This is a genomic window from Pseudomonas sp. CCC4.1, from assembly GCF_035019225.1.
GTDB classification, from domain to species: Bacteria; Pseudomonadota; Gammaproteobacteria; order Pseudomonadales; family Pseudomonadaceae; genus Aquipseudomonas; species Aquipseudomonas bubulae.
The window spans coordinates 15,935-35,366 of the sequence record NZ_JASJWL010000005.1; the positions used below are offsets into that span (position 1 = coordinate 15,935).

At 58.8% G+C, this 19,432-nt stretch carries 16 protein-coding genes; 8 read left to right on the plus strand and 8 right to left on the minus strand.

The features are described from left to right. Positions 1 to 69 precede the first annotated feature (69 nt). Positions 70 to 345, minus strand: a complete 276-nt coding sequence (locus tag QN377_RS03330) for a PepSY domain-containing protein (protein WP_095001661.1) — start codon at positions 343 to 345, stop codon at positions 70 to 72. Between the two features lie 164 nt (positions 346 to 509). On the opposite strand from QN377_RS03330, the gene QN377_RS03335 reads away from it, so the two are divergent. Both QN377_RS03335 and QN377_RS03340 read left to right on the plus strand, forming a co-directional pair. Further along, positions 510 to 1,511, plus strand: a complete 1,002-nt coding sequence (locus QN377_RS03335; RefSeq protein ID WP_095001662.1) for a FecR family protein — start codon at positions 510 to 512, stop codon at positions 1,509 to 1,511. A 202-nt stretch (positions 1,512 to 1,713) separates the two neighbouring features. Next, entirely contained in the window at positions 1,714 to 2,100 is a 387-nt protein-coding gene (locus tag QN377_RS03340) for a fe2+ zn2+ uptake regulation protein (RefSeq protein ID WP_095001663.1), read from the plus strand. Here the strand turns inward: QN377_RS03340 and QN377_RS03345 are convergent. Together QN377_RS03345 and QN377_RS03350 are read right to left on the minus strand one after the other, a co-directional pair. Further along, positions 2,097 to 2,285, minus strand: coding sequence for a hypothetical protein (locus QN377_RS03345; protein ID WP_095020889.1), 189 nt, complete (start codon positions 2,283 to 2,285; stop codon positions 2,097 to 2,099). The genes QN377_RS03340 and QN377_RS03345 overlap by 4 nt on opposite strands. Positions 2,286 to 2,435: 150 nt before the next feature. After that, positions 2,436 to 3,341 (minus strand): LysR family transcriptional regulator, encoded by a 906-nt coding sequence (locus QN377_RS03350; protein WP_095001665.1) that lies wholly within the window; start codon positions 3,339 to 3,341, stop codon positions 2,436 to 2,438. A gap of 111 nt (positions 3,342 to 3,452) precedes the next feature. Between QN377_RS03350 and QN377_RS03355 the strand changes: the two genes are divergently transcribed. Then, positions 3,453 to 4,448, plus strand: a complete 996-nt coding sequence (locus tag QN377_RS03355; protein WP_322212586.1) for an aldo/keto reductase — start codon at positions 3,453 to 3,455, stop codon at positions 4,446 to 4,448. 117 nt (positions 4,449 to 4,565) lie between these two features. Here the strand turns inward: QN377_RS03355 and QN377_RS03360 are convergent, their stop codons facing one another. The 3 genes from QN377_RS03360 to QN377_RS03370 form a co-directional block, all read right to left on the minus strand. After that, entirely contained in the window at positions 4,566 to 8,240 is a 3,675-nt protein-coding gene (locus tag QN377_RS03360; RefSeq protein ID WP_218722853.1) for a translocation/assembly module TamB domain-containing protein, read from the minus strand. After that, the gene (locus tag QN377_RS03365) at positions 8,237 to 9,964 is read right to left on the minus strand and encodes an autotransporter assembly complex protein TamA (protein WP_095001668.1); all 1,728 of its coding nucleotides are present in this window, start codon (positions 9,962 to 9,964) and stop codon (positions 8,237 to 8,239) included. The genes QN377_RS03360 and QN377_RS03365 overlap by 4 nt, the downstream gene beginning before the upstream one ends. A gap of 64 nt (positions 9,965 to 10,028) precedes the next feature. Then, the gene (locus QN377_RS03370) at positions 10,029 to 10,679 is read right to left on the minus strand and encodes a GNAT family N-acetyltransferase (protein WP_095001669.1); all 651 of its coding nucleotides are present in this window, start codon (positions 10,677 to 10,679) and stop codon (positions 10,029 to 10,031) included. A gap of 182 nt (positions 10,680 to 10,861) precedes the next feature. On the opposite strand from QN377_RS03370, the gene xthA reads away from it, so the two are divergent. Continuing rightward, complete coding sequence (gene xthA / locus QN377_RS03375; protein WP_095001670.1) at positions 10,862 to 11,674, plus strand: exodeoxyribonuclease III; 813 nt, start codon at positions 10,862 to 10,864, stop codon at positions 11,672 to 11,674. A 122-nt stretch (positions 11,675 to 11,796) separates the two neighbouring features. After that, a complete protein-coding gene (locus QN377_RS03380; RefSeq protein WP_095019301.1) occupies positions 11,797 to 13,104 on the plus strand; it encodes a substrate-binding domain-containing protein in 1,308 nt (435 codons plus the stop codon). Between the two features lie 27 nt (positions 13,105 to 13,131). Here the strand turns inward: QN377_RS03380 and QN377_RS03385 are convergent, their stop codons facing one another. Next, complete coding sequence (locus tag QN377_RS03385) at positions 13,132 to 14,337, minus strand: acyl-CoA dehydrogenase (RefSeq protein ID WP_095019302.1); 1,206 nt, start codon at positions 14,335 to 14,337, stop codon at positions 13,132 to 13,134. 155 nt (positions 14,338 to 14,492) lie between these two features. Here QN377_RS03385 and QN377_RS03390 point away from each other — a divergent pair, with 155 nt between their 5' ends. From QN377_RS03390 to QN377_RS03400, 3 genes are all read left to right on the plus strand, one after another. Then, complete coding sequence (locus QN377_RS03390; RefSeq protein ID WP_095019303.1) at positions 14,493 to 15,446, plus strand: LysR family transcriptional regulator; 954 nt, start codon at positions 14,493 to 14,495, stop codon at positions 15,444 to 15,446. 26 nt (positions 15,447 to 15,472) lie between these two features. Further along, positions 15,473 to 15,883 carry a MerR family transcriptional regulator gene (locus QN377_RS03395; RefSeq protein ID WP_095001674.1) on the plus strand — a complete coding sequence of 137 codons (411 nt, stop codon included), beginning with the start codon at positions 15,473 to 15,475 and terminating at the stop codon, positions 15,881 to 15,883. 108 nt (positions 15,884 to 15,991) lie between these two features. Beyond that, on the plus strand, positions 15,992 to 16,888 hold the full coding sequence (locus tag QN377_RS03400) for a hydroxymethylglutaryl-CoA lyase (RefSeq protein WP_095019304.1): 897 nt from the start codon (positions 15,992 to 15,994) through the stop codon (positions 16,886 to 16,888). Between the two features lie 672 nt (positions 16,889 to 17,560). On the opposite strand, the gene QN377_RS03405 is transcribed toward QN377_RS03400, so the two are convergent. Beyond that, a complete protein-coding gene (locus tag QN377_RS03405; RefSeq protein ID WP_095020894.1) occupies positions 17,561 to 19,243 on the minus strand; it encodes an AMP-binding protein in 1,683 nt (560 codons plus the stop codon). Positions 19,244 to 19,432: the final 189 nt, after the last annotated feature.

Genomic DNA, 19,432 nt, shown 5'->3' on the forward strand with positions numbered 1-19,432 from the left:
CCCTGTCAAAACAAACGATCAGGGCCGGGTAGAAACGCTCAGTGCACGATTCGTTTCAGGTACCGGGAATCAGTCTTTCTTCTCGGAAATTACCTTACCGGTCGAATCGAAAATAATTTCGTATTCCAGGCCATCGACCTTCTTGATGCCTTCGGCCTTCCAGATACCGGCAGCCGGGTCCTGGGCTTCAATTTTCTTGATCACGGTGTAGCCGTTCTTGTTCTTGAGAACTTCGACCAACTCCTTGGAGAATGCCCAGTTCGGATCAACAGGCTGAGCCATCGCTGCACCGGCACCCAACAAAGCAGCAGTAGTGATCACAGCAGCAAAGGTTTTCTTCAACATTGTCTTAACTCCATTAATTGATGTTGCGTCTGGTACTCAATGTGACTGGAACAACCGTAGCAGAGAAAAACCCGGCCATAGGGCTAAATGACATGCTTTTGACATGGCTCATGTTCTCGTTAGCTCTGGCACGGGGTTAGAATGCGCAAAACCGGGAAATATCAATGAGTGAAACACGCCACACAGACGCTGAAAACGAGGCCATCACCGAAGCTGCGGCTCAGTGGTGCCTGCGTTTGCACGAGCCCGACTGCACCTGCCAGGAACGTGAAGCTTTCGCTGTGTGGCTAAATGCCAACCCCCTCCACGCGCTGGAATATGAAGCGATGCTGGATGTCTGGGACATCAGTGCGCACCTGACACGCCCGGCCCCCGCTCCAGCCCGGGTGGTTGCATTGCCTCCCGCACCGCGCCGCAGCACCTGGCAGCGCTTTGCCGTGGCCGCCGCCATTACCCTGCTCGCCCTTCCCGTGGCGGCCTACAGCGGCTGGCAACTGGGCTGGGTGCCCAATGCCCATGAGCGCTACAGCGCCGATGCCAGTGCCAGGACGGTGACACTGCCCGATGGCAGCCAGGTCGAACTCAACCTGGGCAGCCAACTGACCTTCAGTAACTACAAGGATCAGCGCCAGGTGACCCTGAGCAAGGGCGAGGCCTTTTTCAAGGTCAGTCACGACGCATCCCACCCGTTTCTGGTGCAGGCGGCAGAAGGCCAGGTGCGTGTCACAGGCACCCAGTTCAATGTGTGGATGTACGAAGACCAGGTGCGGATCACCCTGCTCGAAGGTTCGGTGCTGGTCACCAGCAACAAGCGCCTGAGTGGCGATGGCCTGCGGTTGGAGCCGGGCATGCAGGCGCGTTACAAGGCAGGCGACCATGCCGCGCAAATTGGCCCGGTCGCGGCCGTCACCTCCGAGCTGGCCTGGCGCAACGGCCAGCTGGTGCTGGACAACCTGTCACTGGCTGACGCCTTGCCCCTGATCAACCGCTACCTCGACACTCCCCTCGCCCTGGCCGACAGCGCCACCGGCAAACTGCGCATTGGGGGTGTATTCAATACCCGGGAAATCGATCATCTGGTGACCTCCCTGCCCAAAGTGTTGCCGGTATACCTGAGCCGCAACACCGAGGGTCGGCCGGTGCTGACTGCCCGCCAGGCCCTGTAGAGGGCCAGAGCATGCCCTTCACGATTAAAAAAATTTAATAATCGCTTCAAACCCCCGCCTACACTGGTCGCAAACGCAATTGAGACGAATTCACGACAAAATTTCTACATTTGAATGTTCATGATTTCTGTCGCTCATTCGTCTAGTTAAGTAAGAGCATTTTTTTCTTTTCCTGATCAGGCTCTGAAAAGGAGTTTTTTGCATGCATAACCAGCAAATACCAACGGATGGTAGAAACCCGCATCGCGAAGTCGCTTTTCAGCCCGATACCGGGCTGCTGGAAGCGCTCGCGCCCTTGCAAGGCAACGAACGGATCCGCCACCTGCTCAAGTGTTTCGGGCTGCGTACCAGCCTGGTGCGGCTCAAGGTCATTGACGCGCTGTTAACGGCTGCAGGCAATGATCGCAGGCTGGGGGTGCGCGGCATGCACAGCCACTTGCAGGCGCTGGATATCCCGCTGTCATTCTTGAGTGTGCGCGAGGTACTCAAGCGCCTGTGCAGCGAAGGGGTGGTGGTACTCAACAGCGACAAGAGCTACAGCCTGCATCCACAGGCTGAAGCCGTTTTGACCGGCAAGATCGAAGCTTAGATCTTGGTCTTGCGGCGCATGACGCCGTTGATGACAACCACGACCACGGCCACACCGATGGCGATGTACTGGAACATCTTCTCGGTGATCATGCCGGCGTTTTGCAAGTAAGAAAGGCCGAACATGATGCCCAGAACCACCAGTGATATCAAAATCGAGTATTTCAAGCGCTGCGAAGGGGTCATGACCTGTTCCTGACAGTAAGTCCGTATACGAAAGCCGCCAACCGGGTCGGCTTTCATGGAGAAATTGAAAAAATCGGGCCCCATCTTACAGCCAAGCCAGCTTTTTGGCTGCCACCAACGAACATCCCGGGCCTGCCCTGCAGGCCCGGGCTAACGTTTGAAGGCACTCCCCGGCCGGGCACACAGGTCCACCAGCCAGTCCACAAAGACACGTACCCGCGGCGACAATTGCCGATGGTGTGGATATAAGGCTGTTAACGCCAGCCGCGGTGGCAAACAGTCTCTGAGCACTTCTTGCAGGCGCCCTTCGCGCACCAGCTGCGCAACATGGTAATGGGGGGTTTGCACCAGCCCGTACCCCGCCACACACGCCGCCAGATACCCCTCGGCACTGTTGACCGCAAGCCGCTTGGGCAAGTCGACGAGGCGCACTTCATCATCGACCTGGAATTCCAGCCCGTAACGCTTGCCCGAGGCGCTGGAGAAATATTCCACCACCTGATGCCCGCTCAGGTCTTCGAGCGATTGCGGTACACCGCGAGCTTGCAAATAGGCAGGGCTGGCGCATGTCACCTGATCCATCTGCACCAGGGGCCGCGCCACCAGGGAGTCGTCCATGGTCAGTCCACCGCGGATCACACAATCCACACCTTCCCGAATCAGGTCCACCGGGCGGTCGTTGAGGCCGATTTCCAGTTCGATCTGCGGGTAACGGTCCGTGAACTCCGGCAAGGCCGGCAACACCACCAGACGCCCCACCGAAGCGGGCATCTCGACCCGCAGCGTGCCTTTGGGCTGGCTGCCGCGAAACAGCCCTTCGGCATCTTCAAGATCATCCAGCAGGTTGACGCAGCGCTGGTAGTACGCCGCGCCGTCCAGGGTCGGACTGACCTGGCGAGTGGTGCGATGCAGCAGCTGCACGCCCAAATGCGCTTCCAGTTGCTTGATCAACACCGTCACCGATGCACGAGGTAATTGCAGACTGTCGGCAGCCTTGGTAAAGCCGCCCAGTTCAACGATGCGAGTGAAGACCCGCATCGCGTTGAAACGGTCCATAACCCCTCCATTGTTTAGAAATTACGAACAGTGATGGTGTATTTACCCTGTTTATCTTGCCACTGTCGAGGTGAAGAATAGCTCTACCCCACTCATTCAGGAGCACCTCGCATGCACACTCGCCAACTGGGTAAAGACGGACCTCAGGTCAGCGCTATTGGCCTGGGCTGCATGGGCATGACCGACTTCTACACCACCGGCAGCGACACCCGCGAAGCCGTGGCCACCCTGCACCACGCTCTGGAACTGGGCATCAACCTGCTCGATACCGCCGACATTTATGGGCCACACACCAACGAAGAACTGATTGGCCAGGCCATTCGCGGGAAACGCGAGCAAGTGTTTCTGGCCAGTAAATTCGGCATCGTCCGCGACCCGGCCAATCCGGCCTTTCGCGACATAAATGGTCGCCCCGAGTACATCCGCCAGGCCGTCGAAGGCAGCCTCAAGCGCCTTGGGGTTGAGACGCTCGATCTGTACTACCAGCACCGCATGGACCCGAACGTACCGGTTGAAGAAACCGTCGGCGCGCTGTCAGGTCTGGTCAAGGCAGGCAAGGTGCGTTACCTGGGCCTGAGCGAGGCTTCGGTGGCTACCCTTGAGCGAGCGCACAAAGTGCATCCGATCAGCGCATTGCAAAGTGAGTACTCGCTGTGGAGCCGCGACCAGGAAGGCAACGGTTGCCTTGAAGCCTGTCAGCGCCTGGGCATTGCCTTTGTGCCCTACAGCCCGCTGGGTCGGGGATTTTTGACCGGTGCGCTAAGAACTGTGGACGATTTTGCCGCAGACGATTTCCGCCGTTTCAATCCCCGTTTTCAAGGTGAGAACTTCGGCAAAAACCTGCTATTGGTCGAACAAGTGCAAACCCTGGCTGCCGAAAAAGACGTGACGGCCGGGCAACTGGCGTTGGCCTGGGTACTGGCACAGGGCGATTACCTGATCCCGATTCCGGGCACCAAGCAACGCAAGTATCTGCAGGAGAATGTGGGAGCGCTGGAGGTCAAGCTGAGCGCCAGCGAGCTGGCCGCACTGGAAAGCATATTCCCGGCCAGCGCCGTGGCCGGGTTGCGCTATGCCGAAGCAACGATGAAGCAGCTCACGCTCTGAGACTGCACTACCTTTACCCTATCCTGTGGGAGCGAGCCTGCTCGCGATACAGGCAAACCGCGTCGCCTGTTTCGCGAGCAGGCTCGCTCCCACACCATCAGGTCATATCACAGCACGTCAGAAATCCCGTTTGTAGAAGATATCCAGCGAGCTGGCAAAACCGCTGGCTACTTCGACATACACACGCTTGCTCAGTTTGTAACGCAGGGCAATGGTACTGGCAGGTTCAAACACACCCACACCATAGCGTACGCTCAGCCGCTCGTTGATCTTGCCACTGGCCACCACTGCCGTGCTGTTGCCGGTACCTTCGGTATCAAGCTCAAAATCCTTGATCCCCAGGTGGTTGGCCAGGCTGGTGGTAATCCCCGAACTGCCCATCAGGCCCAGGCCCAGCGCCGCCTGCGCCAGCAGGTTTTCATCTTCCCCGGTACCCGTCAGCGGACGCCCAAGAATCAGGTAAGACAACGCCTGTTCCTGGCTCATGGCCGGTTCCGAGAAGATTTGCGTAGTGGGCTGTTCCGCACTGCCTGTCAGGCGAATCCCGGCAATCACGTCGTCGGTCTGGCGGACCGCTTCGATATCCAGATAAGGCTGGTCAATCGGCCCGGCGAACAGCAAACGCGCACGGCGTATGGTCAGCTTCTGGCCATAGGCACGGTAGCGGCCGTTATTGAGGCGCAGCTCGCCACGGGTGTCCATGTCGTTGCCAATATGCACCTGCCCCGCCAGATCGGCGTTCAGGCCAAAGCCGGAGAATGTCAGCAACTCCTGCCCCACCACCACGGTGATATCCATGTCGACCTGCATCGGCGCGGCTTCACCCGTCGTCTGCTGGCCCACAATCACCGTGTCATCTGACACCTTGACCGTCGAGGGTGGCAATTCCCGTACCACGATTTCACCCTTGGGCACGTTCACCGTACCGGCGATCAACAGGGTGTTGTCGGGGTTGAGGGAGATTTTCAGGTCCGGGGCGACTTCCAGCTTGGCATAAGGCTCGACCGTCACCGGCAGGTTGTTGCCCTTGACCAGCACATTGACCGCCACTGCCTGACCCCAGGCCACATTGCCGCTGACGCTGCCCTGGCCCTTGTCGCCGCTGGTCCAGCCGCCATTGATCTGCGCCGTTTCGCCGTTGATGGCCAGCGAAAGCTGCACATTCTCGAAGTTGGTCGGCAGCTCCGGCCCCGAGATTTCACCGCCGGTCAGGGCCACATTGCCGTTGACATGGGGCGACAGCAAAGCACCCGATATCGTGCCAGAGCCGTTGAGCTGGCCGGTGAGTTTTTCCACCATCGGCGCAAACGGACGAATCATCGACACATCCAGCCCGGTGAGACGGAATTCACCGGTAACAGGTTTGCTTTTGGGCAGCGGATTGATCCGCGCTGCCAGCATCAACTGCCCCAGCTTGCCACCATCGAAATCAAGCCGCGATTCAACCCGGTTAGGGGTCAGGTTGCTGGTCAGCTTGAACGCCTGGTATGGGAAGTCCAGCCACTGGCCCTTGTCTTTGAAGCGCAACGTGCCACCACTGGCATCCACCACCACCTGGCCTTTAGGCCCGCTGGCAGGCAAGTCCAGCATCAAGTCGGCATTGAGCTGGCCCTGCCACTGGAAGTCCTTGGGCAACCACTCAGCCAGGCTGTCGAGGGGGAACTGCTTGAGGTGCAGACGCAGTTTCGGGTCCGGCACCAGGCGCTGCTCTTCGCTGCACAAGCTCGCCGGGCCGGAGAGCCAGCACTGCGCGCCCAGATTGAGCCGGCCATCGGCCAGGCGCTCCAGCCGTGCCGGGTTTTGCAGCACCCAGGCCTGGCCGCCGGCCTTGACGTCGCCACTGGCCAGTCGCCCGCGCCAGTTGCCTTTGTCCAGGCCGCCATCCACGGCCAGGCCCAGTTGCACCAACGGTCCTTGCAAATCCAGCTTGAGCTGCTGACGCTTGATATCGCCACTGCCGTTGGCGGTGAGCACGCCCAGTTGGGTGTCACCGGCGCGGATGCCGCTGCCCTTGAGGTCGATGCGGCCACGCTGGTTGCGATCGAGGCTGGCATCCAGGGTCAGGCTTTGCAGATGATTGTCGGCAAACGCAAGTTGCTGCCCATTGAGCGCCACTTTGCCTTGCGGTGCCTTGAGGGTTCCGCCTACATCGACACGGCCCTTGAGCTGACCGCGCAGTTCGGGCCACAGCTGGCCCAGACGCGGCATATTGAGATCAAGCTGGGCCTTGATTTGCTCCTGCAAACTGGCGCTACCATTGATGCGATTATCGCCCAGGCGAATATCCAGCGCACTGACGGTCCAGGCCTCACCGGCGCCCTGGGCCTTGGCTTGCAGCACCGCAGGCAGGCCGCGCAAACGGCCCTTGAGGTCGAGATTGGCATCCAGCTCCAGACGCTCGTTTTTAAATGAACCCTTGCTGCGCAACGGGCCTGCCAGCGTACCCGGCAACTCGGCCACCCAATACGCAGGGTTGAGCGCACTCAGGTCCAGCGCCGTGTCCCACACCACGCCATCGGCAAACTGCACATTGACGTGGCCCTCGGCTTTGCCCTGCCCGGCCACCAGTTTGAGCTGCGGCAGGAAGACCTTGCCCAGATCGCCACTGAACGGGCTGCTGAGGCTGAACTTGCCCGCCGGGCCATCAAGGTCCGCCTTGAAGTTGCCCAGATAGTTACCGTCGCGATAGGACACTTCAGCCACAAACGTGCGCAAATCCACATCAGGCTTGTCGATCAGCGGATACAGGTTGTGCCAGGGAAACTCCAGCCAGTCGATTTTGGCCTCGGCGCTCAAGCCTTCATGCCAGTCCACTTGCCCCGACAGTTTCAGGCGCTGCTGCGGGTTGGCGGTCAGGTCCAGCGCAGCGATCTGCGCACCCTTGGCATCCACGCGGCCTTTGAGCTGCAGGTTCACTGGCTGTTTTTCGGCAGGCAACAGGGCGCTGCCATTCAATTCATAGCCGTCCTTGAGGTCGCCCTTGGCCGTCAGCAACAACTGATTGAGCACCAGGGTGTCCGGCAGATCGGGGCTGGCCTTGAACGGTTCGGCGGTGATTTTCAATTGCGCCGGCAAGTTGTCGGCCAAAGGCTGCAGCTCGCCCGTCAGGTGCGCATTGATATAACCGGTGGTGTCGGCCTTGAGGTTCAAGCTAGTACGCAGATTGCCATCAACCTTGAGCGCGATCGCCAGGGGTTTGCCATCCGGAGCTGGCAGGCTGACGTTACCTTGCAAGGTCAACGGCCAGTCGCCATTGGGTTGCAGCAGGCCGGACAGGTCAACATTGAGGTCTTCGCGCTCGACCTGCACCGAGTCGAGCTGCAAGCCCTTGGCCGTCCACTGCGCCGACATCTGCATGCCCTTGAGCTGCTCGATGCCGTTGAACAGTACATTGCCGACCTTGACCACACCCACTTCAATCGCCAGCGGCAATTTCAGCTCCGGCAGGCTGATCGGCCCGCTGCTGCTGTCTTCACTGGGCGGAAATTGCAGGCTGATGGCGTCAGCCTGCAATTGATCGATACATAGCGTCATGCGGGTCAGACAGCCCGGCGACCAGGCAAAGATCGGCCGGCTTACCTCCACCCGGCTGGTGCCTTGCTCCCACAAGAGATGATCGGCACCCCACTGGCCGCCCAGGCGCCCGGCAAAATTCTCCACCTGCAAACCCGGTACCTGCCCCAGCACCCAGCGGCTGCCTGCTTGCGTACCCAGAATCACGCCCACACTGACAACGGCCAGCAGCACCAACGCCACCAGCACCAGCCCGGCTATTTTCAAACCACGAATCACAGTTCTGGCCCCATCGAAAAGTGCAAACGGACACCGCCATCGTCATCCAGCGCATGGGCCAGATCCAGACGTATGGGGCCTACCGGCGAGATCCAGCGAATACCAACGCCGACCCCGGTTTTCAGGCTCGGAAAGTCCAGTGTGTTGAACGCATTGCCCTGGTCGACAAAGGTCGCCCAGCGCCACTTTTCGGCGAACTGATATTGATATTCCAGGCTACCCGCGAGCATGTAGCGCCCGCCAATACGATCACCTTCGGAGTTTTTCGGCGACAGACTCTGGTAATCATAACCACGCACGCTCTGGTCGCCACCGGCGAAGAAGCGCAGGGACGGTGGAATCGATTTGTAGCCGTTGGTGGCACTGCCACCAAACTGGATCCGGCCCAAAAAGCGGTGTTTTTCCCACAGGGTGGTCAACGCCTTGAACTGCACATCGCCATGCAGCAGGTTGGTATCGGACATCAACCCTTGCTTGGCCACCTGCATATCCGTGGTCACACTGTAGCCGTGACTGGGGTCGATGCGGTTGTCGCTGCGCAATACCGAATAGCTGACGCCCGGCATCAGCAAGGTACTCAGGCCCGAGTCATCGCCCAGGCGGTACTCTTCATGCTGCCATTTGAGCGAGATGACGCGCGTCCAGCCGTTATCCAGTTTGCTGTGCCACTCCGGGCCGACCGTGAGCAGCTTGCTCAAGGTGTCGGTGTTGGCGATTTCTTCGTTTTGATAACCCGCAGCAAGACGCAGTTTATCGGTCAGCGGTGGATCCAGCGGGATGTCATACCAGGCACCGACGTTTTGCTTGGGCTGGGATATTTCGGATTCAAAGCCGTAGCTGTCACCGCGCGGGTTGCCCCAGTGGCGCATCCAGCTGGCCTTGCCACGGGCTCCGGTATCGGTCGAGTAACCCAGGCCCAGGGTCATGGTACGCGGCTTGCGGGTTTCCAGGTCGACGTCGACCGGGATCACCTGCCCCACCGCAGTACTGGGTGCGGCATCGACGCGCACCACTTCAAAGTAGCCACTGCTTTGCAGGTTCTGGTTAAGTTCGGCAACCAGTTCCGAGTCGTACGGGGTATCCGGGGTAAACGGCACCATGCGTTGCAGCAAGGTCTGGTCAAAGGGTGCATCGCCGGCAAAACTGACTTTACCGAGAAAAAAACGCGGGCCGCTTTCGTAGACCAGATTGATATCGGCAAAACCGCCCTTGGGGTCGACCAGCAGTTCGTGCTGAGTGAATTTACCATTGAAAAAACCGTAACGCAGGGCACGGTTCTGGATCAGGCGCTTGGCGTCTTCGTAGTTGCCCTGATTGAGCACCGCGCCGGGTTTGAGATCATCGCTGGCCGGTATCTGAAAGGCCTTCAGCGAAGCGGCCGGGCCTTCGACGCGCACGTTGACGTTGCGCAGATGCACCGGCTCGCCGGGATCGATGCTCAACACCAGACGCGGCGGATCGCCGGGCTTGACCTCGGCGTCGATGGAGGGCTGGTAGTAACCCAAGGCCTGGGAGGCTTTCAGGGCCTGCTCCTGCGCGCCACGTTGAAAACGCAAAAGCGCTTTCTCGTCACGATCGCCGAGGCTGCCAATATAGCCTTCCACGTTGGCCTTGAGGGCGTCGTTTGCCGGTTTGACCTTGACCACCAACTCGCTTTGGGCACACGCCGCAAAACTGCTGAGCAGCAGGACAACACCACTGGTAAATCTTCCTGGGAACGTCATAGGCGCGGATGCTATCACGGGCTGGGGTGCTCATAGAGCGCGTCAACGGGCAAAAAGTTCGTGTTCAAACCGTTGCGGTATGTGACACCTGCGGATTGGCATGGAAGAACACATGTTCTATCACCGGCCCCACCGCAACTTCCCCGATCTCCACATAGCCCTGGCGCTTGTAGAATTCAAGGTAATGCGGGTTTCCGGTGTCGAGCACCACACCTTCGGAGTGCTCGTCCTCGGCGCACCAGTTATGCACTGCTTCAAGCAACTGCTCACCGTAATGCAAACCCTGGAATTCGGGATGAATACCCAGCAACGGCAGCATATGCACGGCATCTCCCGGCACGCAGGCCTGCACTGCCTGGTGATAGTCCAGATACCGCCGCGTGCAGTTCAGCCCGGCACTGAGCACCATGCGCAACTGCCAGGCCCAGCTTTCGGTAATCCCCAGGCGCCGCTGCGGCGGGGCAATCAGGGCAATGCCCACCAGGCGGTCATTGACCAGCAACCCCAGCGCCGGCAAGTCCTGAAAAAAATGTTGCCTGACCAGCTCCCGCACTGTCGCGCGAACCCGTTGTTCGTAACCGCTGCGCTCGGCGTTGAACAGAAAGCGGAATGTCGGCTCATGGCGATAGGCCTGATACAGCAAGGAGCGCGCTTCTCTTGAATAGCCACTGTCAAGCAACTGGATCTGACTGGTGGCGTTCGGCGTTTGCGTCATGCGATCAACTCCCCGGCGCGGCCTGGATAGCGGCGCTTCTAATGCGTACGAACCCCCGAGGGCCACAACAGTTCCATCATGGCCAAGTGCATCCTACGTTAGCAGTGCATTTGCCCCACTGCACGCTGGCAGCCAGAGCGTCAGTCCGCTAGCATCGCAGTTTTGTTCAGGACTGCCCGCCCATGAAAATCGTTTCATTCAACATCAACGGCCTGCGCGCTCGGCCACATCAGCTGGCAGCGCTGATCGAGAAACACCAGCCTGACGTGATCGGCCTGCAGGAAACCAAGGTCCATGACGATCAGTTCCCCATCGCCGACATCGAAGCGCTGGGGTATCACGTGCACTTCCATGGTCAAAAAGGCCATTACGGGGTCGCCCTGCTCTCGCGCCAGGCACCTCTGGAGCTGCACAAGGGTTTTGCCGGTGATGAAGATGACGCCCAGCGGCGTTTTATCTGGGGCACTTTCGCTGACGAAAACGGCCAGCCGGTGACCATCATGAATGGTTACTTCCCACAGGGCGAAAACCGCGATCACCCCACCAAATTCCCGGCCAAGCAGCGTTTCTACAGCGACCTGCAGCAGCTGCTTGAAAGCCAGTTCAGCAATGAACAACCACTGGTGGTAATGGGCGATATCAATATCTCGCCGCAGGACTGCGATATCGGTATCGGCCCGGACAACGCCAAGCGCTGGCTGAAAACCGGCAAGTGCAGCTTTTTGCCGGAAGAACGCGAGTGGCTGGAACGTCTCAAGGGCTGGGGCCTGGTGGACAGCTTTCGCTACCTGCACCCGGACGTGGCCGACCGTTTCAGCTGGTTCGATTACCGCAGCCGTGGTTTTGAGGATGAGCCCAAGCGTGGCCTGCGCATTGACGTGATCCTTGCCTCCCAGGGGCTGGTGCCACGCATCAAGGCAGCGGGTGTGGACTACGACCTGCGTGGCATGGAAAAACCATCGGATCATGCGCCGATCTGGCTGGAATTGAGCTAAGAACAATCCCGTAGCAGCTGCCGAAGGAACGAGGCTGCTGCTACAGAGGGGCCTGTCATCGGCTTGAAACCTTTCTGACTTAAATTGCAGGCCTTTCTATGGCTCCAGGAAGGTGCCTGCCGATGCTGCGTCTTATGTCCTTGACCCTGTTATGCGCGCTGACCGGCCTGGTCTGCGCTGCCGACCTGCGCATCCAGGGCTCCAACACCATCGGCGCCAACCTTGGCCCTGCACTGGTCAGCGCCATGCTCGCCGAGCAAGGCCTGCATGACATCCACAGTGTCCCGGTCATCCCGCCCAACGAGCACACTATTGTCGGCACCACGGCGCAGGGCCGGCAGATCCGGGTGGATGTCGCCGCCCATGGCTCGGGTACCGGCTTTACTGCCCTGGCCGCCGGGCATGCGGATCTGGTGGCGTCCTCGCGCCCCATCAAGGACCGCGAACTGGTAGACCTTGAGCGCCTGGGAGACCTGAAAAGCCCGAGCGCCGAACAAGTGATTGCCATCGATGGCCTGGCGATCATTCTCCACCCGCGCAACCCGCTCAATCAGCTTGATACCGAGCAACTGGCACAGGTTTTCAGTGGCCGGATCAGCCGCTGGGAACAGCTGGGCGGGGTCGGTGGTGCCATTCATTTATATGCCCGCGATGGCCAGTCCGGCACCTGGGAGACCTTTAAAGAGCTGGTCTTGAACCGCAACGGGCAGTCCTTGAGCAGTACGGCACAGCGTTTCGAATCCAGCGAAGAGCTATCCGATGCCGTCAGCCGTGACCCACAAGCCATCGGCTTTATCGGCCTGCCGTATATCCGTGAGGCCAAGGCCCTGGCTATCGTTGATGGCGCATCGCAGCCCATGCTGCCGCTCACCAGCCTGATTGCCAGCGAAGACTACCCCTTGTCGCGGCGTCTGTTCTTTTACCTGCCTCCCTCGACGATAAATCCCTGGGCAAAAGCACTGGTTGCCTTCACCCAAAGCCCGCAAGGTCAGGCCATTGTCGGGCAAAACGGCTTTGTCGCCCAAAGCGTACAAGCTGGCAGCGTGCTACCGGGCGGGCACATGCCCCAGGCGTATCAGGCGCTGACGCGGGAGGCACAGCGCCTGTCAGTCAACTTCCGTTTTGAAGAAGGCAGCGCCTCACTGGATAACAAGGCGCGTCAGGACTTGCTGCGTGTGGCCGACTACCTGAGCGCCCATGGCAAACTCGACAAACAGATCACACTGGTGGGTTTTGGCGATGCCAAGGATGACCCGCAGCGTGCACAATTGCTGTCAACGTTGCGGGCGATGGCCGTACGCCGCGAGCTGGTGAAAAGCGGCGTGGTGCCCAGGGAAATTCGTGGCTATGGCGCACAAATGCCGGTGGCAGCCAATATCGAAGATGAAGGGCGCCAGAAGAATCGTCGGGTTGAGGTGTGGGTTTATTGAGTGTGCAAGGTCAAATGCCCCCTCTCCCTAGAGTGCATATTTATCCAGCTCAAACTTGCCCACTGCCGCCCGGTGTACTTCGTCCGGGCCATCCGCCAGGCGCAGCGTGCGCTGCATGGCGTACATATAAGCCAGCGGAAAATCCGCCGAAACCCCTGCCCCGCCATGCATCTGAATGGCCCGGTCAATCACCTTCAAGGCAACGTTGGGCGCGACAACCTTGATCTGGGCGATTTCACTTCTGGCCACCTTGTTGCCTACCGTGTCCATCATATACGCAGCCTTGAGGGTCAACAGGCGCGCCATGTCGATCTCCATGCGCGAGTCGGCGATCTTGTCGATATTGGCCCCCAGACGTGCCAGCGGCTTGCCGAACGCGGTACGTGCCAGCGAACGCTTGCACATTAAAGCCAGTGCCCGCTCGGCCATGCCAATCGAGCGCATGCAGTGGTGAATCCGGCCCGGCCCAAGACGCCCCTGGGCAATTTCAAAGCCCCGGCCTTCACCCAACAAAACGTTTTCATACGGCACTCGTACGTTGTCGAACAGCACTTCGGCATGACCATGAGGAGCATCGTCGTAGCCGAATACCGGCAGTGGCCGTACGATTTTCACCCCTGGGGTGTCTACCGGCACCAGGATCATTGAGTGCTGCTGATGCCGCGGATTTTCAGGGTTGCTCAAGCCCATGAAAATCATGATCTTGCAGCGAGGGTCACAAGCTCCCGACGTCCACCATTTGCGGCCATTGATCAGCCACTCGTCACCGTCACGCACGGCGCATGCCGTCATATTAGTAGCATCCGACGAGGCGACGTCCGGTTCGGTCATGGCAAACGCCGAGCGAATGTCACCCCGCAACAGCGGCTCCAACCACTGCTTTTTTTGTGCCTCGCTGGCGTAGCGCACCAGTACTTCCATATTGCCGGTATCCGGTGCCGAGCAGTTGAAGGGCTCGGAACCCAGCATCGAGCGCCCCATGATTTCTGCCAGCGGCGCGTATTCAAGGTTGGTCAGCCCGGCGCCCAGTTCGGACTCTGGCAAAAACAGATTCCATAGCCCTTCAGCCCTGGCCTTGAGTTTCAACTCTTCCATGATCGCTGTGGGCTGCCAGCGATCACCTTCAGCCACCTGCTGATCAAAAATCGCCTCCGCCGGGTAAACATGGGCGTCCATAAACGCTGTCACACGCTCACGCAGGGCCTGAACTTTCGGAGAGTAAGCGAAATCCATAAGTGACTACCTTCTACCGGGCTGCTGAAAAGTGATACCCGATGCTAGATTAGCCACCCTTTATTTGCGCCATCTATTAACGACGTGTATTACCATTCATAAGCAATATATGATCGGGGCGCGTTTTCCTTTCCAATAACAAGAGCCAGCGCGTCATGAACCTGAACAAGGTCGATCTCAATCTGTTTATCGTCTTCGACGCCATCTATACCGAAGCCAACCTGACCCGCGCCGGGCAGATTATCGGCATCACCCAGCCAGCCGTGTCCAATGCCCTGGCGCGATTGCGCGAGAGCTTCAATGACCCGCTGTTCGTGCGCACCGCCCAGGGCATGGTGCCCACCCCCATGGCACAGAACATCATCAGCCCGGTGCGCAGTGCCCTGGCGCTGTTGCGTGTTTCGGTGCAGGAAAGCCGCACCTTCAACCCCCTGCAAGCCAACAAGACCTACCGCATCAGCATGACAGACCTGTCAGAAGCGGTGATTTTGCCGCCGCTATTCCAGCGGCTACGGCGTCAGGCGCCTTCGGTGGTGGTCGAGAGTTTTCTCTCTCATCGGCGTGAGACCACCAGTGATCTGGCTGCCGGGCGTCTGGATTTTGCGATAGATGCCCCCCTCAATACCGACCCGCAGGTACGCCATGTCAAATTGATGGAAGACCGTTACGTCTGCGCCATGCGCCAGGGCCACCCATCAGCCGGCAAGGCAACCCTGAGCCTGGATGAATACCTGGCGCTGACCCACATTCATATCTCGACCCGACGCAACGGCCTCGGCGAGGTCGACCTGGCCCTGGGCAAGATGGGCCTGCAGCGCAAGATCACCCTGCGCTCGCAGCATTACCTGATGGCCTCTAATGTGCTGCAGCAAACCGACATGGCAATGACCGTGCCCGAGCGTTTTGCCCGCCGCCATGGCCTGCACTTTGTAGCCTTGCCCCTCAATGAACTGCCCAATGTGGAAACCCATTTGTACTGGCACGAAAGTACCGAGCAAGACCCGGCCAATCGCTGGATGCGCGAGCAACTGATAGAGCTGTGCCAGCAACAACAGAAATTCGAAGCCGCAAGCCTGCTTGACGTATACGTCAACCAAGCTTTAGTTTAGCAACACGATTTCTCCAGAGCCCGCCCATGAGCAGCCAGACGTACAGTATCTCCGACCTTGCCCGTGAACTTGACATCACCACCCGTGCCATTCGCTTTTATGAAGAGCAAGGCCTGCTCGCCCCTGAACGACGCGGTCAGGAGCGGGTGTATTCGGCGCGGGACAAAGTCAGCCTGAAACTGATTCTGCGCGGCAAGCGCATCGGCTTTTCGCTGGCCGAATGCCGCGAACTGATCGAGCTTTATGACCCCACCAGCGGCAACCAGAAACAGCTCAACAGCATGCTGGCCAAAATCGCCGAACGCCGCGAGCAGCTTGAGCAGCAGTTGCTGGATATCCAGCAGATGCAGCTGGAGCTCGATACCGCTGAAGAGCGGTGTCTCCAGGCGCTGGAACAGACCATAAAAAAACAGACGACTAACAGTCCCTCGCTCTGACTGACCGCCTGCGAACTCCAGCACACCCCCATCTGCCCCCTCTCCCTCCGGGAGAGGGCTGGGGTGAGGGTTGGGCAAGACCCCATTTCAACGGACACGGTGATCCCCATGACACTTCCAACCCATGTGCGGCTGATCGAAGTAGGCCCGCGCGACGGTCTGCAAAACGAGGCCCAACCCATCAGTGTCGCGGACAAGGTGCAACTGGTTGACGCCCTGACCGACGCCGGATTGGGCTATATCGAAGCCGGCAGCTTTGTCTCCCCCAAGTGGGTGCCGCAAATGGCCGGTTCGGCTGAAGTCTTCGCACAAATCCGCCGCAAGCCGGGCGTGGTCTACGGTGCGCTGGCACCGAACCTGCGTGGTTTTGAAGATGCCGTGGCCGCCGGGGTAAAGGAAGTCGCGGTATTTGCCGCCGCATCCGAAGCGTTCTCGCAACGCAATATCAATTGCTCGATCAGCGAAAGCCTGGCGCGCTTTGTGCCCATTATTGAAGCGGCCAGGCAGCACGGCATCAGCGTACGCGGCTATGTGTCCTGTGTGCTGGGCTGCCCTTATGAAGGCCAGGTCAGTGCGCAGCAGGTGGCACAGGTAGCGCAGGAGCTGTACGCCATGGGCTGTTACGAGGTGTCACTGGGCGACACCATCGGCACCGGTACACCGACAGCCACACGCACCCTGTTTGAGACGGTAGCGGCTTGCGTCCCGCGGGAAAAACTCGCCGGGCATTTCCACGATACCTACGGTCAGGCGCTGGTAAATATCTACGCCAGCCTGCAGGAAGGCATCGCGGTATTCGACAGCTCCATCGCCGGCCTCGGCGGTTGCCCCTATGCCAAGGGTGCCAGCGGTAACGTGGCCACGGAAGACGTGCTGTACATGCTCAACGGCATGGGCATCGATACCGGGGTCGACATGGACAAGCTGTTACTGGCCGGCGCGCACATCTGCAAGGTGCTGGGTCGTGTTACCGGATCACGGGTGGCAAAGGCCCGCCAGGGCTAAAAAGTGTTCCGGGGTGTTACCTCGCCGCCACACAAACGAGTAACACGGAAACAAACCGGCCATGCCCATGGCCGGTTTTTTATTGCCTTAATTTTCAAGTAGTTGATTTATAAGGGTTTTTAAAAGTTGGCACGGCTCCTGCTATCTCTATGGCATAACAAGAATAAAAACCGCAGCAACATAATAAAAACAATACGAAACGACTCTGACATAACAAAAACAACACGGCAGAGACGCAGCTAACAGATTTTTTTGGAGAAGGTTTACTTTTCCGAGGCGCCTAAAAACCACCTCGCAACCGGGCAGAGAAGAATAAAACTACCTTCAGGTAGCACCCGCACAGGTTGGATCACGGGTTTGATAGCCGGTGATAAAAGTGGATCAGCGCTCAAAAAAATACGTTTGCTCTTGACCCCGGATGGGGGTCGCACAAAAACGCAGCAAAAGGGCGAGTTCCAAAAACAACAATAGACCGCCCTTCAATAATAAAAAAAGAGCACGCAACGACATATTAAAGGGGAGCCTCGGCTCCCCTTTGTGCTATCTGTGGTTTGATAATTTGCTTAACTGCATACCCCCGTGGGAGCGAGCCTGCTCGCGATTCAGGCGGCGCGGTCTGTCTGGCAAATCGCGGTGATGCCATCGCGAGCAAGCCCGTTCCCACGGGTTTGGTCATTTCTGTTGGCACTCCTGAATACTGATCTCGCGCATTTTGAATTTCTGGATCTTGCCGGTCACGGTCATCGGGAATGCATCGACAAACTTGAAAAAACGCGGCGCTTTAAAGTGCGCAATCCGCGACTTGCACCAGGTTTGCAGCTCAAGCTCATTGGCCGTATGACCGGGATGAAACTTGATCCAGGCAACGATCTCTTCGCCATATTTGGCGTCAGGGATACCCACAACCTGCACGTCAGCCACTGCCGGGTGGGTAAAAAAGAACTCCTCCAGCTCCCGCGGGTAAATATTTTCTCCACCGCGAATAATCATGTCCTTGTTGCGCCCCACAATGCGTACATAGCCCTGCTCATCCATCTGCGCCAGGTCACCGGTATGCATCCAGCCGTCGCCGTCGATGGCATCAGCGGTGGCCTGCGGGTTGTTCCAGTAACCGAGCATCACGCTGTAGCCACGGGTACACAACTCGCCAATCTCACCCCGGGCAACGGTGTTGCCCGCAGCATTGATCAACTTGCTCTCAAGTTGTGGCTGGGTACGCCCCACCGTGGTAACCCGCAATTCCAGTTCATCCGCAGGCCCCGTCTGTATCGATACCGGGCTGGTTTCGGTCATGCCATAGGCGATTTGTACTTCGCCCATATGCATTTCACTGATGACGCGGCGCATGACCTCGATCGGGCATGTGGCCCCGGCCATAATCCCCGTGCGCAGGCTCGACAGATCAAACGAGGCACGCTGCGGGTGGTCGAGCATGGCGATAAACATGGTCGGCACACCGTACAGCCCGGTGGCGCGCTCTTGCGCAACCGCTTGCAGCGTAAGGCCCGGGTCAAAGGCCTCCGCAGGGTAGATCATGGTAGTGCCATGGGTCACGCAACCCAGATTACCCATCACCATGCCAAAGCAGTGATAAAGCGGCACGGGGATTACCAGACGGTCGCTGGCCGTCAGCCCCAGGCTTTCGCCTACCATATAGCCATTATTGAGAATGTTATGATGGCTAAGGGTCGCCCCCTTGGGGAAGCCTGTGGTACCGGAGGTGTACTGGATATTGACCGGCTGGTCGACGTGCAGGCTGGCTTCGCGGCAGCGTAACTGCTCCGGTTCGACCTCGTCAGCCAACATGGCAAGGTGCGACCACGGCAAAAAACCTGCCGGCGGCTCAGCCGCGAGGCTGATGACCCCACGCAAATCGGCAAAGCGCACACAATCCAGCGCCCCGACCGATTGCTCCGCCAGCTCAGGGATCAACTCCTGGAGCATGGCGTGATAGTTGGACGTCTTGAACGCGCCCGCACACACCAACCATTGACACGCCGATTGCTTGAGTACGTATTCGAGTTCCGAGAGCCGGTATGCCGGGTTGATATTGACCAGAATCACGCCAATCTTGGCGCTGGCAAACTGGCTGATAAACCACTCGGCGCCATTAGGCGCCCACACCCCCAGCCGGTCCCCTGCCTGCAAACCCAAAGCCAGCAGTGCCCTGGCATGCAGGTCGACCTCCTCGGCCAATTGTGCCCATGTATAACGTTGCTGCTGATGGCGTACCACCAACGCCTCCCCCTGCGGGTAACGCGCAGCAGTCTGATCAAAAGCCTGGCCTATCGTCATCGCCAGCAGCGGCTTGTCCAGCGCACCCTGGCTGTAACTGGGGACGGATTGCAACTTCATGGCAACTCCTCTTGTGATTGTTTTGGGAGCATGAGCAAGGCGCGTACTGCACCGGCTCATTTGAAGAACAACAAATACTCTGGCCTAAGTTGACGTTAACGTAAAGGTCGTTGACAGTTAAAGGCGCCAAGTTTACGTTAACGTAAAGGTTATCAATGGCGACGCAGTAACCGCCTCCACAAGAACAAT

What these genes read in the sequence shown, in the direction of transcription:
- QN377_RS03405 (WP_095020894.1), bottom strand. Translation starts at nt 19,243, where the DNA reads ATGAAGTTGCAATCCGTCCCCAGTTACAGCCAGGGTGCGCTGGACAAG.
- QN377_RS03340 (WP_095001663.1), top strand. Translation starts at nt 1,714, where the DNA reads ATGCATAACCAGCAAATACCAACGGATGGTAGAAACCCGCATCGCGAA.
- QN377_RS03395 (WP_095001674.1), top strand. Translation starts at nt 15,473, where the DNA reads ATGAGCAGCCAGACGTACAGTATCTCCGACCTTGCCCGTGAACTTGAC.
- QN377_RS03335 (WP_095001662.1), top strand. Translation starts at nt 510, where the DNA reads ATGAGTGAAACACGCCACACAGACGCTGAAAACGAGGCCATCACCGAA.
- QN377_RS03330 (WP_095001661.1), bottom strand. Translation starts at nt 345, where the DNA reads ATGTTGAAGAAAACCTTTGCTGCTGTGATCACTACTGCTGCTTTGTTG.
- xthA (WP_095001670.1), top strand. Translation starts at nt 10,862, where the DNA reads ATGAAAATCGTTTCATTCAACATCAACGGCCTGCGCGCTCGGCCACAT.
- QN377_RS03385 (WP_095019302.1), bottom strand. Translation starts at nt 14,337, where the DNA reads ATGGATTTCGCTTACTCTCCGAAAGTTCAGGCCCTGCGTGAGCGTGTG.
- QN377_RS03345 (WP_095020889.1), bottom strand. Translation starts at nt 2,285, where the DNA reads ATGACCCCTTCGCAGCGCTTGAAATACTCGATTTTGATATCACTGGTG.
- QN377_RS03380 (WP_095019301.1), top strand. Translation starts at nt 11,797, where the DNA reads ATGCTGCGTCTTATGTCCTTGACCCTGTTATGCGCGCTGACCGGCCTG.
- QN377_RS03350 (WP_095001665.1), bottom strand. Translation starts at nt 3,341, where the DNA reads ATGGACCGTTTCAACGCGATGCGGGTCTTCACTCGCATCGTTGAACTG.
- QN377_RS03390 (WP_095019303.1), top strand. Translation starts at nt 14,493, where the DNA reads ATGAACCTGAACAAGGTCGATCTCAATCTGTTTATCGTCTTCGACGCC.
- QN377_RS03365 (WP_095001668.1), bottom strand. Translation starts at nt 9,964, where the DNA reads ATGACGTTCCCAGGAAGATTTACCAGTGGTGTTGTCCTGCTGCTCAGC.
- QN377_RS03400 (WP_095019304.1), top strand. Translation starts at nt 15,992, where the DNA reads ATGACACTTCCAACCCATGTGCGGCTGATCGAAGTAGGCCCGCGCGAC.
- QN377_RS03370 (WP_095001669.1), bottom strand. Translation starts at nt 10,679, where the DNA reads ATGACGCAAACGCCGAACGCCACCAGTCAGATCCAGTTGCTTGACAGT.
- QN377_RS03355 (WP_322212586.1), top strand. Translation starts at nt 3,453, where the DNA reads ATGCACACTCGCCAACTGGGTAAAGACGGACCTCAGGTCAGCGCTATT.